This window comes from Streptococcus mitis, from assembly GCF_047462815.1.
Taxonomy (GTDB): Bacteria; Bacillota; Bacilli; order Lactobacillales; family Streptococcaceae; genus Streptococcus; species Streptococcus mitis_DO.
In genome coordinates this window covers 67,883-81,835 of sequence record NZ_JASHFB010000005.1, presented here as the reverse complement: position 1 = coordinate 81,835, position 13,953 = coordinate 67,883, and the positions used below count along the sequence as shown (strand labels likewise).

The following is a 13,953-nucleotide window of genomic DNA, read 5'->3' as shown; positions in this document are numbered from 1 at the left end:
GGCAACCCCCTTCTAAATAATAACTCCTGATTGCAAGATTATATTCGAATATGGTGTATCTTCCCCAGTGCGAATAACTGCCTTAACTTTAGTATTCATAGCTTTCAATTCTTCATGACTAATATATTCAATAATTATATTCGATCCTAAAAGATCTAGAACTGCTTGCCACTGTTCTTTGTTTTTTTCCTTAATTTCTTCTGCTAAGAAAATTTTTTCAATAAGTACATGATCTGAATATTCTTTTAAAACTTCTAAAAAACTTGGACTGCCTTTTCTTAATGCTAAATCAATTTTATCAACACCTTTTGGAACTGGCAATCCTAAATCTCCGATACAAACCAAATCCATATGACCTAAATCATCAGCTAGTTTTGCTATATTACTATTTAAAATCCCATATTTCTTCATATCCTGAATGCTCCTTTATTTCTTTCAAACTCGGCATGCCTCCTTGCGCTCCAAACCTTTGAACAGAAAGATGTGAAGCAATCGTTGCAAAGGACAATGCAATATTCATCTCTTTTCCTTTTGAGATAGCATAAGCAAAAGCACCATTAAACGTATCTCCTGCTCCTGTAGTATCAACTACTTCTGCTTTTATAGCAGGAATCTTCTGAACTGCTGCCCCATCATAATAAATAGAACCTTCAACTCCTAATGTCACAATCATTTTATTAGGATAAATTTTAATAATTTCTTCTAATTTCTTATCTGGAAAAAGCTCTGAACATTCATGCTCATTAGGAGTAATAAAATCACAAAAAGGAATCATCTCTATATCCGTTTCTCTAGCTGGTGCAGGATTGTAAAGCACCTTAACTTTATTTTCTTGACAAAATTTAGCTATAGATAAGTTGGCTTCATGTGGTATTTCATTTTGTAATACAACAATACTTGCATCACTAATCAATTCCCACTCATTTTTCCAATCATTTGTTTTAACTAAATTATTCGCTCCGGGATAATAAATAATCCTATTATCACCTCCATATAAAGTAATTTGTGCAACTCCTGTAGATTGTGGTACCGTTCCCACATATGCTGTAGAAATATCATTATTTTGCAGATTACTTAATAAATCTGCTGAAAAAATATCTTCTCCTACGTTCCCAAATATGTAAATATTATCTTCAACACTGGATAATCTACCAATAGCTACAGCTTGATTTGCACCTTTTCCACCTGGAACTATATTAAATGAATCGCCAAAAATCGTTTCACCTCCTTCTGGAATCCTTTTTGTTCTCATAACTAAGTCCATTGAAATGCTTCCAACAACAACAATTTTACTCATTTCTTTCTCCTTAATGTATTTCTTTCTATGTACCTAACAGGGAGTTTAATTTTAGCTTCATCTATAGAGAACTTATTTGCCATATTATAGATTAGCTTTGCAGCCTGTTCTCCCATTTTATATGATGATTGGTGGATAGTTGATAAAGAAGGATAAATAAATTGACTAAGTACAATATCATCATAACCAATGATTTGAATATCATCTGGAATTTTTTTCCCAATTGCTAAAATTTCATGAATATAAGCTATCGCATGAATATCAGAAGGTGCTATAATACTATCAATATTTGGATTTCTTTTTAGATTCTCTTTAGCTTCTTTCTGAATTTTTTCAAAGTCAAACGTTTCACTTTCTTCAATACAAATTTCTAAATTTTTATTCCTCAAATAGTTTAAACTCGCTTCAAATCGTTCCACAATATTCTCAGCTTTATCATCTAAAACTTTGATGATCATAACCTGCTCAGCGCCAGCATTCCAAATTGCTTTAGCAGCCAAACGTCCACCCAACTGATTATCAGAAAAAACACCATAGCCTGTATCTTTACTAATCCGGTCAACCACAACAACAGGTAATGTTAGATTTGGAAATTCCTTTGTAAAGTCAAGTGTTGTTATAATACCAGCTGCATTTGTTTTTAACAAAAGGTTTATATATTCTTCTAACGAATCATGATCTGAAATAGTACCAACCATAATCCTATAACCTTTATCTTTCAAATATGATTCGGCTCCTCGAACCAATCTTGGGAAGAAGGGATTAGAAATATCTGGCAATAAGAGTCCTACCATTTGATTTTTTTTAGTTTTCAAAGATTGTGCTAATACATTCGGCGTGTAATTTAATTTCTTGATAGCATTTTTTATCTTTTCCCTAGCATCATCTCCGACATAGCCTTTTTTCGAAATATATCTTGAAACTGTTGATTTTGATACTCCAGCTTCTTCAGCAACCTGTTTTATTGTAGTCATCACTCCTCCTTTTTATATTATGGAACCGTTCCCTTATTTATATAGTAAGCGTTTTCTTTGTTTTTGTCAATACTTTTTTAGAAATATTTTAAATTTATTTTAGAGTATTTACTTTTTCCCCTAATCTTCTATTACTATTAGGCAGGAAACACAACAAGACCTCCACTATATCGAAGAGGCCTTGGACCAACTTGGTTATTTAGTAAAAGACTAAAAGATTTCCTTCTCCCAGCCATCTTCTGTACGGTGGTGATAGAAAAACTCTGATTTGTCAGGAGCTTCCATCATTTCCATCAAAGGTAACATATCATACGCCAGATCTAAGTTTGGAAGCTGGTCTTTTTGCACCCAAGAAACTTCTTCAAATCCAAAAAGTTGAGACTTTTATATAGAACCAGCTGGAGTATGCTCTAAAGACTATCCGCTTGATTGTATATTGAAAAGCTTCTCCTTAATTTTACTTTCGAGCAATAAACATACCATATTCTTTAGGAATAATTAACTCACCTTTATAAAAATGTACTTCTAATCTTTTACGAATGACTTTTTCTTCTAGCGAACCTATTTCTGAAATTCCTTTAAAGGATTGGATGTATTTAACTAGATCATCTATGCTAGTTACCTGTAACTCATCATCATAGAGTAATGTATCGACAGAGTTAAAATACCTACTCAGGTACCTTTTGCCATTTTGTAAAGTAAACGTTTTATTTTCCAAATCTTGATTAACATCATCTTTAAATAAACTTGACAAATAATCTACAACTCCATTTTCACCAAATGTAGCACAGTAAAAAATTCCTCCTGTTTTTAAGACTCTATTCACCTCAGAAAGAGCTTTAGGAATATCATTGACATGATGTAGAAGCATATTAGCAATAACAATATCAAACGTTTCATCCTCAAAAGAAATCTTTTGAATATCCATTATTTCATAGTTAACATTGTCTCTATTTCCAATCACTGACCTCGTTGTTCTCACCATATCTTTAGAAAAATCTGTAATAACCAACTGCTTCATTTTATCTATAGAATCACTATTACTTTTCCACAGTTCTCCTGTACCACATCCCAATTCTAGAACCTTTACTTCATTAGTGATTTGGTAGTTGGAAAATATCCAATTGTTAAATCCTAATTTATTTTTTGAATAGTTCTTATGCAATTCTACTCGAATATCAAGATTATCATGACTTTTATATTGTTCAATTACTTTATCATCCATTTTCTGATACTTCCTTTCATATTTTAAGATTATACCATAAAACAAAACACTCTCCGATTTCAACATTGAAGGTGGAGATTGTTCAAAATATAGATCGAAAAGAATAATAAGAAATTTAGAGATATTCAGTTGACTTACACCACCATACTTAGCCTATATTTCAGTACCTTACTTTAAAAGATAACACCTATCGACTAATCATAGAACTAAAAAGTTTCTTTCTCCCAGCCATCATCTGTACGGTGGCGGTAGAAAAATTCAGATTTGTCAGGAGCTTCCATCATCTCCATCAAGGGTAACATATCATAGGCCAGATCCAAGTTTGGAATCTGGTCTTTTTTCACCCAAGAAACTTCTCCTTCATCTGAAGAGCGAAGGCTACCAGAGAACTCAGTCGCCTTGTAACAAATGACAATATAGCGCCCACCTGTATCCAGAGGCCAATTTTTAATGCCGACAAGTTGAGGATTTTGGATAGTCAACCCTGTTTCTTCATAGATTTCACGAATGACAGACTCCGCAAAAGCCTCACCATTTTCAACATGACCTCCAGGAAAGGCATAACCAGACCAGCGATTAGTTTCAGGAGAGCGATACTGCATAACCACGCGCTGGGTTTCAAGATCTTCAATCAGACAAATGTTTGTTAAAATCGTTAATTGGGAACGGGACATAAATTTACTCGCTTTCTAAGTTATTAAAACATATCTTCGTTATATTTTACTTCGGACTTCATGATAAAGGGATTGAGCAATTCATTTTAATCTCACTAAATTCTCTAAAACACCTTCTGCTTTAAGTTATCATCAACTCAACGATAAGGAATTTTCGAACTTTCTATCTCTATATCAGGATTAGCAAGTTTGAGATAAGGAGCAATATAATCTGCATCCGTAACCTTTGGTCCTAGAATAACTTTTGAGTATTTCAAAGGAAGTAAATTGATGTATACAAATAAATCATATCTGCCATTGTCTTTCGAACTTAATACAATATACTTTCTAAAATCTTTATAGTTAACTTTATCAAAAACTTCTAACCCAATTTCTTCTTTCTTAAAGTACTTCTCATTTGATGAATCATTAGCATCTCTTTTAATAATATTTTGTATAGCTGTATCATCTAAATTAATTAAAATGCGATACTCTATTTCATACTCATAGTCTTTAACTTTGAAAAGGTAAGAAATCTTCTTCAATTTCTCAGCAAAACTTATCAATTCTTTTTCAGCTTCCAGCTCTTGCAATTTTTCAAATAGCTGTTTTAAATTATCAAGAGATTTACCAACATCTGTTTCTTCTTTATTCTCGGACATTAAATCTAAATAATGAACTTTAACAAACTCTATCGATTTATGAGCAACTATATCTTCAAGATAAGACAGATCATATTCAAGAAATGCTCCCTGAGATGAATCAGCATATTCCTTCCACATAGGTAAACTATCAGATACCGTGGTTAGAGAAGATATAAAAACATTGGAAGTTTGATATTGTTTGAAAAACGTATTATCTATACCCAAATAATCATATATTACTCTTCCTTCCATCGGGTCATTTAACTGTTTTAGATTAGTCAGTCGTAAAAATGGAGGTTGAGTTTCAGAATTGTTTTCATTTTTCCAGTCTGCTTTTATAAGAAAATTTGTTAAAGTATCAATCTTAGTATAATGTCCAAAAGAACCTATTTTTTTCAACTCTTCAGCGTCAACAGTTAATTTAGAACGTATATAGGAGATAACATTATCTGCTTGTTTTAAAAGTTGCTTAGCATCTAACGAGGAGATTGATTCTGAATAACTTTTCTCATTCGAGTAAGCATTATCATACTTCTCAATTAACTTAATTGCTTGATCTCGAATTATATCAGAATTATTTTCTTCTGCTATCTTTCGAACAACATCAATCGAATCATTAATTACAACATCAAAGTGTCTTGACACAAAATCTAGATAGTCATCAATATCTTCAGCTTGTGGATTATCAATAAAATATTTATTTATTATCTTTAAGTGCTCAAATTGAAAAATTGAAACAAGCTCATCTAATCTAAAATACCAATATCTAGTATAATTAAAATCAATATTTTCAAAATCAATATTTTCAAAATCAATATTTTCAAATATAAAGTTGATGAACGGTTCTAATTCACTTTTAAAATAGTTCCTTCTTTCTTCTGGTAAACTTTTCTGTCTAAATAGTGGAACAAAAACTGAAAGCAAATCCGAATAAATCATTTTACTATTCTCTAGATTATCTTTTAATACTAAATCAATAATTTTAAAGAAATAACTCTCATTTTCAAACAATATAGAATATTCTTCATATTCTTTTGGTTCAAATAAATAATAATAAAGAGAATCTAAATACCTAAAGCATACACTCCAACTATATACTTGTGAATTATTTGATAGTATTTTATTTATGGACTCTAAAATCTTTTTTTGGATAATTTTATCAATCTTCTCTTCAAAATCACTAAAAATATAAAGAACAAGTTCAACACATTTCAATTGTTCTTCTTCAGATAATTTTAAATATTGATTTATAAAATTTTCAAGTTCGGATTTCAGTTTTTCTTCATTCAAGGAATCAAAATGATCTTCTAATTCAGATTTACTAAATTTACCTGTAAAATAATTTAACTTTTCCATTTTGTCTCCTTCCAAAACCTACCCCAACGCCTTGACTTCCAACATCATATCACGAATCTGTGCTGCTAGTTCAAAGTCAAGCACTTCAACGGCTTCTTGCATTTGTTTTTCTAGTTTCTTGACGAGTTCTTTCCGCTCTTGTTTGTTGAGGCTATTGATATCGACTTCCTTGTCCTCTTCCTTGGCAACTGCCTTGGTTACAGCAATCAAATCACGAATTTCTTTCTTAATGGTTTGTGGAACGATACCATGTTCTTCATTATAAGCCATCTGAATTTTGCGACGACGGGCCGTTTCATCAATAGCACGTTGCATAGACTGAGTAACGGTGTCCGCATACATGATAACATGCCCTTCGCTGTTACGAGCAGCACGTCCAATAGTCTGGATAAGGCCACGTTCGTTACGAAGGAAACCTTCCTTGTCAGCATCAAGTATCGCAACTAAGCTAACTTCTGGAACATCAATCCCTTCACGGAGGAGGTTGATTCCAACCAAGACATCAAAGACACCCAAACGCAGATCTCGGATAATCTCTGTCCGCTCTAAAGTCTTGATATCCGAGTGCATGTACTTAACCTTGATACCCATTTCTTTGAAGTAGTCGGTTAAGTCCTCTGCCATCTTCTTGGTTAAGGTTGTGATAAAGGTTCGTTCGTTCTTTTCAACACGGGCATTAATTTCACCTAAGAGGTCATCAATCTGTCCCATAGTCGGACGAACTTCTACCTCAGGATCCAAAAGACCTGTTGGTCGAATGATTTGCTCAATCACTGTCTCGGTCTGTTCATTTTCATAGTCACCAGGTGTTGCTGAAACGTAAACAATCTGATGAACGTGACTCTCAAACTCCTCCCGACGGAGAGGACGATTGTCCAGAGCAGACGGTAAACGGAAACCGTAATTTACTAACATTTCCTTACGAGAACGGTCTCCATTGTACATGCCTTTGATTTGTCCCATGGTCATGTGGCTCTCATCAATCATGATCAAGAAATCATCTGGGAAGAAATCTAAGAGCGTATAAGGAGGCTCTCCTTCACTACGACCATCCATGTGGCGTGAATAGTTTTCAACCCCATTTGTATAGCCCATCTCGCGCAGCATTTCGATATCATACTCTGTCCGCTGTTTCAAACGTTGGGCTTCAAGCAATTTACCTTCCTTTTCAAAGACAGCTAGTTGCTCTTCTAATTCTGCTTGAATCTTGGCAATGGCAACTTCCATATGGTCGTCATTGGTCACAAAGTGAGTCGCAGGGAAAATCGCCAAATGATCCACTTCTCCCAATACCTGACCAGTCAGGGCCTCAACCTCACGAATACGGTCAATTTCGTCTCCAAAAAATTCTACTCGAAAGGCGTGTTCATCACGGGAAGCTGGGAAAATCTCTACCACATCCCCACGAACGCGAAATCTTCCGCGTTGGAAATCAATATCATTACGTTCAAACTGAATATCGACCAAGTCATTCAAGAGTTTATCACGAGAAATTTCAAGACCTGGACGGAGACTAACGACACTATCAGCGTATTCCTTGGGCGAACCCAAACCATAGATACAAGAGACTGAGGCAACGACAATAACATCATTACGCTCCAAAAGGGCTGAAGTAGCAGAGTGGCGGAGTTTGTCAATCTCGTCATTGACAGAGCTATCCTTTTCAATATAGGTATCGCTAGAAGGGACATAGGCCTCAGGTTGGTAATAATCATAGTAAGATACGAAGTACTCAACTGCATTTTCAGGGAAAAATTCCTTAAACTCTCCATAGAGCTGTCCTGCTAGAGTTTTATTGTGGGCAATAACCAGAGTTGGTTTATTGACTTTGGAAATGACCTGACTCATGGTATAGGTCTTCCCTGTTCCGGTCGCCCCCATCAGAATCTGAGCTTTTTCTCCACCCTCGATATTATCAACCAACTGCTCGATAGCTTGTGGTTGATCTCCTGATGGTTGATATTTTGATACTAGTTTAAATTGATTATCTGTAATACGATTGATCATAAGAATCCTCTCTCGATATGCTATTCCTATTTTAGCATACTTGTAGCATTTTCACGAAGAAAAGGACGGACCGAAGTCACATCCTTTCATTTTCTTTCTTTAATTGATAAGCGAGATAGACAATCAGCAGTAGTAAAACCAGACTTGTCATGATAGAACCTTCTATGCCAAAAGAACCACCTGATAACCAATCTTGATTGCCTTGTGGTAAAAAGGTCATCAATGACGTTCCTGATGGTTGACCACTAACTAAAATCCCAAAGAGATTACCCTGAGCAAAATTCCAGGCCCCATGAATACCTGCAATACCCCAAACTGTATCAGTTTTGAGGAGGTAAAGTGACATGGCAACTCCGAATAAAAAGAGATTCACTAGAGATAGAGGGGTGAGACCAGAATTTCCCGCATGAAGCAGGGTAAAGAATAGGCTAGATATAAGAACAGCAAGTTTTAGATTGGTTCTTGAGGCCAATTGAGGAAGGAGCCAGGCACGGGACACCACTTCTTCTGCTGTCCCCTGTAAAATCCAAAATGGAATGGTAAAAATGACAAAGATAAGCGAATAAGGATTCAAATGAATAGACTCAAAACGATATTGCCCCAAGGCTACTAAACCTAACAAAGTAAGAAGAAAAAGTGCCAAACCTAGACCAAATCCTTTAAGGAGATTGCTGAGGAAATTCTCTCTATAAAATCCCAAGGTTCGAATAGGTCTTTTCTCAACTTTTCTAGTCCATCTGAACACAGTGTTGAGAATAAAACCAAAGGCCAGCAATTCTAAAATTAAACGAAAATCACCTGTTTTATCCGTCAAGCTCTGATGCAAGGTCTGCAAGTAGCTTGCAAGATTTTGACCAGCCTCTCCAAAATTTCTAGCAAGTCCGATGAGAGCTAACAAACTAATACCATACAGAGTATAAGCCACAAACTCTCCTATGAAGACAAAAGCAAAGGCTAACAAGGGGCTTGTGTAAATGTTTAAACACATTTTTGAAGCTTGGAAGTCTTTAAATATTCTTTTGTTCTTCATATCCCTGTCCTCTTTTCTTCTATATATACTATTATTATAGCACTTTATAGTAGCAATTCAAGAAAGAAAGAAAGAAAGAAAAGGAAAAGACAATGTTATATTTTCTGACACAGAAATATAAAAATTTGCCTTTTTTTACTTTTTCTGATATAATGGGAAAATATTCGGAAAAGGAGACTAAAAATGAAGAAAAAATTTCTAGCATTTTTGCTAATTTTATTCCCAATTTTCTCATTAGGTATTGCGAAAGCAGAGACGATTAAGATTGTTTCTGATACCGCCTATGCACCTTTTGAGTTTAAAGATTCAGATCAAACTTATAAAGGAATTGATGTTGACATTATTAATAAAGTCGCAGAGATTAAAGGATGGAATATTCAGATGTCCTATCCTGGATTTGACGCAGCGGTCAATGCGGTTCAAGCTGGTCAAGCTGACGCTATTATGGCAGGGATGACAAAGACGAAAGAACGTGAAAAAGTCTTCACCATGTCTGATACTTACTATGATACAAAAGTTGTCATCGCAACTACAAAGGCACACAAGATTAGTAAATATGACCAATTAACTGGCAAAACTGTTGGTGTTAAAAACGGAACAGCCGCTCAACGTTTTCTTGAAACAATCAAAGATAAATACGGCTTTACTATTAAAACATTTGACACTAGTGATTTGATGAACAACAGCTTGAGTGCTGGTGCCATCGATGCCATGATGGATGACAAACCTGTTATCGAATATGCCATTAACCAAGGTCAAGACCTCCATATTGAAATGGACGGTGAAGCTGTAGGAAGTTTTGCTTTCGGTGTTAAAAAAGGAAGCAAATACGAGCACCTAGTTACTGAATTTAACCAAGCCTTGGCTGAAATGAAAAAAGATGGTAGTCTTGATAAAATCATCAAGAAATGGACTGCTTCATCATCTTCAGCAGTTCCAACTACAACTACTCTAGCAGGCTTAAAAGCTATTCCTGTTAAAGCTAAATACATCATTGCCAGCGATTCTTCTTTTGCACCTTTTGTTTTCCAAAACTCAAGCAACCAATTTACTGGTATTGATATGGAATTGATTAAGGCAATCGCTAAAGACCAAGGTTTTGAAATTGAAATCATCAACCCTGGTTTCGATGCCGCTATCAGTGCTGTTCAAGCTGGACAAGCTGATGGTATCATTGCTGGTATGTCTGTCACTGATGCTCGTAAGGCAACTTTTGACTTCTCAGAATCATACTACACAGCCAATACTATCCTTGGTGTCAAAGAATCAAGCAACATTGCTTCTTATGAAGATTTAAAAGGAAAGACAGTCGGTGTTAAAAACGGAACTGCTTCTCAAACCTTCCTAACAGAAAATCAAAGCAAATACGGCTACAAAATCAAAACCTTCGCTGATGGTTCTTCAATGTATGACAGTTTGAATACTGGTGCCATCGATGCCGTTATGGATGATGAGCCTGTTCTCAAATATTCTATCAGCCAAGGTCAAAAATTGAAAACTCCAATCGCTGGAACTCCAATCGGTGAAACAGCCTTTGCCGTTAAAAAAGGCACAAATCCTGAATTGATTGAAATGTTCAATAACGGACTTGCAAACCTTAAAGCAAACGGAGAATTCCAAAAGATTCTTGATAAATACCTAGCTAGCGAATCTTCATCTGCTTCAACAAGCACTGTTGATGAGACAACTATCTGGGGCTTGCTTCAAAATAACTACAAACAGCTCCTTAGCGGGCTTGGCATCACTCTTGCTCTAGCTCTTATCTCATTTGCTATTGCTATTGTTATCGGGATTATCTTCGGTATGTTCAGTGTCAGCCCCTACAAATCTCTTCGTGTGATCTCTGAGATTTTCGTTGACGTTATCCGTGGTATTCCATTGATGATTCTTGCAGCCTTCATCTTCTGGGGAATTCCAAACTTCATCGAGTCGATCACAGGTCAACAAAGTCCAATTAACGACTTTGTAGCTGGTACTATTGCCCTATCTCTCAATGCAGCCGCTTATATCGCTGAAATCGTTCGTGGTGGTATTCAGGCCGTTCCAGTTGGTCAAATGGAAGCCAGCCGAAGCTTGGGTATCTCTTATGGAAAAACCATGCGTAAGATTATCTTGCCACAAGCAACTAAATTGATGTTGCCAAACTTTGTTAACCAATTCGTTATCGCTCTTAAAGATACAACCATCGTATCTGCTATCGGTTTGGTTGAACTCTTCCAAACTGGTAAGATTATCATCGCCCGTAACTACCAAAGTTTCAAGATGTATGCAATCCTTGCTATCTTCTATCTTGTAATTATCACACTTTTGACTAGACTAGCGAAACGCTTAGAAAAGAGGATTCGTTAATGGCAAAATTAAAAATTGATGTAAATGATTTACACAAAAGCTACGGAAAAAATGAAGTTTTAAAAGGAATTACGACCAAGTTCTATGAAGGAGATGTTGTTTGTATCATCGGTCCTTCAGGTTCTGGTAAGTCAACTTTCCTTCGTAGCCTAAATCTTTTAGAAGAAGTTACTAGCGGTCACATCACTGTGAACGGTTATGACTTAACTGAAAAAACAACCAATGTTGACCACGTCCGTGAAAATATCGGAATGGTTTTCCAACACTTCAACCTTTTCCCACACATGTCTGTATTGGACAACATTACCTTTGCTCCTATTGAGCACAAGTTGATGACTAAGGAAGAAGCTGAGAAATTGGGAATGGAGTTGCTTGAAAAAGTTGGACTAGCAGATAAAGCTAATGCTAACCCAGATAGCCTATCAGGTGGTCAAAAACAACGTGTGGCTATCGCTCGTGGACTAGCAATGAATCCAGACATCATGCTCTTTGATGAACCAACTTCTGCCCTTGACCCTGAGATGGTCGGAGACGTACTAAACGTTATGAAGGAATTGGCTGAGCAAGGTATGACCATGATTATCGTAACCCATGAGATGGGATTTGCTCGTCAGGTTGCCAACCGCGTTATCTTTACTGCAGATGGCGAGTTCCTTGAAGACGGAACACCAGATCAAATCTTTGACAACCCACAACACCCACGTCTGAAAGAGTTCTTGGACAAGGTCTTAAACGTTTAAACTTAAACTGTAAGGATTTCCTTGCAGTTTTTTTCTATCTCGTATTGGATTTTTTGATTTTTCGGAAAATTATGTTAGAATTAAGTTTATGAAATGAGGTTTCCTCATACCTAGCAGGACTAGGAATAAAAATAGAAATTAGGTAGCTAGATGTCATCTAAGGTTATTGTTACAATTTTTGGTGCGAGTGGAGACCTGGCTAAACGCAAGCTCTACCCTTCCCTTTTTAGACTATATAAATCCGGCAATCTTTCCGAGCACTTTGCAGTTATTGGCACTGCTCGTCGTCCTTGGAGCAAGGAATATTTTGAATCTGTTGTAGTCGAATCGATCCTTGATTTGGCAGATAGTACCGAACAGGCTCAAGAGTTCGCTAGCCACTTCTACTATCAAAGTCATGATGTCAATGATACGGAACACTACATTGCTTTGCGTCAATTGCAGGCTGAACTAAATGACAAGTACCAAGCTGAACACAACAAGCTCTTCTTCTTGTCTATGGCTCCTCAATTCTTTGGAACTATTGCCAAACACCTTAAGTCTGAAAACATTGTGGATGGTAAAGGCTTTGAACGCTTAATCGTTGAAAAACCATTTGGTACAGATTACGCAACTGCAAGCAAGTTAAATGACGAGCTCCTAGCAACATTTGACGAAGAACAAATTTTCCGTATTGACCATTATCTTGGTAAGGAAATGATCCAAAGCATCTTTGCAGTTCGCTTTGCCAACCTGATTTTTGAAAACGTTTGGAATAAGGACTTTATCGACAATGTTCAAATTACCTTTGCGGAGCGCTTGGGTGTAGAAGAACGTGGTGGCTACTATGACCAATCTGGTGCCCTCCGTGACATGGTACAAAACCATACACTACAACTTCTTTCTCTTCTTGCCATGGACAAGCCAGCAAGCTTCACAAAAGACGAGATTCGTGCTGAAAAGATTAAGGTCTTTAAAAACCTCTATCATCCAACTGATGAAGAACTTAAAGAACACTTTATCCGTGGTCAATACCGTTCAGGTAAGATTGATGGTATGAAATATATCTCTTATCGTAGCGAGCCAAATGTAAATCCGGAATCAACAACAGAAACCTTTGCATCTGGTGCCTTCTTTGTTGATAGCGATCGATTCCGTGGTGTTCCTTTCTTCTTCCGTACTGGTAAACGTCTGACTGAAAAAGGAACTCATGTCAACATCGTCTTTAAACAAATGGACTCTATCTTTGGTGAGCCACTTGCTCCAAACATTTTGACCATCTATATCCAACCAACAGAAGGTTTCTCTCTCAGTCTAAATGGGAAGCAAGTAGGAGAAGAATTCAACTTAGCTCCTAACTCACTTGATTACCGCACAGATGCGACCGCAACTGGTGCTTCTCCAGAACCATACGAGAAATTGATTTATGATGTTCTAAATAACAACTCAACTAACTTTAGCCACTGGGATGAAGTTGGTGCGTCATGGAAATTGATTGACCGTATCGAAGAGCTCTGGGCTGAAAATGGTGCCCCACTTCATGACTATAAAGCTGGAAGCATGGGACCTCAAGCAAGCTTTGACTTACTTGAAAAATTCGATGCCAAATGGACTTGGCAACCAGATATCGCCTATCGTCAAGATGGTCGTTTAGAATAAAAAAATCCTGCAAGTTTGTACCTTGCAGGATTTTTGCTTC

11 protein-coding genes and 2 pseudogenes are annotated in these 13,953 nt (G+C 36.3%); 4 read left to right on the top strand and 9 right to left on the bottom strand.

The genetic code is table 11. The annotated features are described in order from the left end of the window. Window positions 1-12 precede the first annotated feature (12 nt). From rbsD to QM865_RS03905, 3 genes are read right to left on the bottom strand one after another with little or no spacing between them, the layout of a single operon-like run. Window positions 13-411, bottom strand: coding sequence for a D-ribose pyranase (rbsD, locus tag QM865_RS03915; RefSeq protein WP_000759835.1), 399 nt, complete (start codon window positions 409-411; stop codon window positions 13-15). Beyond that, window positions 386-1,297, bottom strand: coding sequence for a ribokinase (rbsK, locus tag QM865_RS03910; protein WP_153192391.1), 912 nt, complete (start codon window positions 1,295-1,297; stop codon window positions 386-388). Before rbsK ends, rbsD begins: the two co-directional genes overlap by 26 nt. After that, entirely contained in the window at window positions 1,294-2,271 is a 978-nt protein-coding gene (locus tag QM865_RS03905) for a LacI family DNA-binding transcriptional regulator (RefSeq protein WP_000207598.1), read from the bottom strand. The genes rbsK and QM865_RS03905 overlap by 4 nt, the downstream gene beginning before the upstream one ends. Window positions 2,272-2,407: 136 nt before the next feature. On the opposite strand from QM865_RS03905, the pseudogene QM865_RS03900 reads away from it, so the two are divergent. Next, window positions 2,408-2,485, top strand: a pseudogene (locus tag QM865_RS03900) (DNA-binding transcriptional regulator); the annotation flags it as partial. On the opposite strand, the pseudogene QM865_RS03895 reads toward QM865_RS03900, so the two are convergent. The 6 genes and pseudogenes from QM865_RS03895 to QM865_RS03870 form a co-directional block, all read right to left on the bottom strand. Further along, window positions 2,482-2,631: pseudogene (locus QM865_RS03895) on the bottom strand (NUDIX hydrolase); the annotation flags it as partial. The pseudogenes QM865_RS03900 and QM865_RS03895 sit on opposite strands and share 4 nt — an antisense overlap. A 97-nt stretch (window positions 2,632-2,728) precedes the next feature. Then, window positions 2,729-3,496, bottom strand: a complete 768-nt coding sequence (locus QM865_RS03890; protein ID WP_000342213.1) for a class I SAM-dependent methyltransferase — start codon at window positions 3,494-3,496, stop codon at window positions 2,729-2,731. Window positions 3,497-3,702: 206 nt separating this feature from the next. Next, window positions 3,703-4,170 (bottom strand): 8-oxo-dGTP diphosphatase, encoded by a 468-nt coding sequence (locus QM865_RS03885; protein ID WP_000091549.1) that lies wholly within the window; start codon window positions 4,168-4,170, stop codon window positions 3,703-3,705. Window positions 4,171-4,307: 137 nt separating this feature from the next. Further along, entirely contained in the window at window positions 4,308-6,149 is a 1,842-nt protein-coding gene (locus tag QM865_RS03880; protein ID WP_000413448.1) for a DUF2971 domain-containing protein, read from the bottom strand. A gap of 18 nt (window positions 6,150-6,167) precedes the next feature. Then, window positions 6,168-8,156, bottom strand: a complete 1,989-nt coding sequence (gene uvrB, locus QM865_RS03875; RefSeq protein ID WP_049491718.1) for an excinuclease ABC subunit UvrB — start codon at window positions 8,154-8,156, stop codon at window positions 6,168-6,170. A gap of 76 nt (window positions 8,157-8,232) precedes the next feature. Next, window positions 8,233-9,186 carry a CPBP family intramembrane glutamic endopeptidase gene (locus tag QM865_RS03870; RefSeq protein WP_414306047.1) on the bottom strand — a complete coding sequence of 318 codons (954 nt, stop codon included), beginning with the start codon at window positions 9,184-9,186 and terminating at the stop codon, window positions 8,233-8,235. A 183-nt stretch (window positions 9,187-9,369) separates the two neighbouring features. On the opposite strand from QM865_RS03870, the gene QM865_RS03865 reads away from it, so the two are divergent. The 3 genes from QM865_RS03865 (at window position 9,370) to zwf (ending at window position 13,913) form a co-directional block, all read left to right on the top strand. Beyond that, entirely contained in the window at window positions 9,370-11,535 is a 2,166-nt protein-coding gene (locus QM865_RS03865) for an ABC transporter substrate-binding protein/permease (protein WP_261141090.1), read from the top strand. Further along, complete coding sequence (locus QM865_RS03860; protein WP_050315938.1) at window positions 11,535-12,275, top strand: amino acid ABC transporter ATP-binding protein; 741 nt, start codon at window positions 11,535-11,537, stop codon at window positions 12,273-12,275. The genes QM865_RS03865 and QM865_RS03860 overlap by 1 nt, the downstream gene beginning before the upstream one ends. A gap of 150 nt (window positions 12,276-12,425) precedes the next feature. Beyond that, the gene (gene zwf, locus QM865_RS03855) at window positions 12,426-13,913 is read left to right on the top strand and encodes a glucose-6-phosphate dehydrogenase (protein ID WP_049523430.1); all 1,488 of its coding nucleotides are present in this window, start codon (window positions 12,426-12,428) and stop codon (window positions 13,911-13,913) included. Window positions 13,914-13,953: the final 40 nt, after the last annotated feature.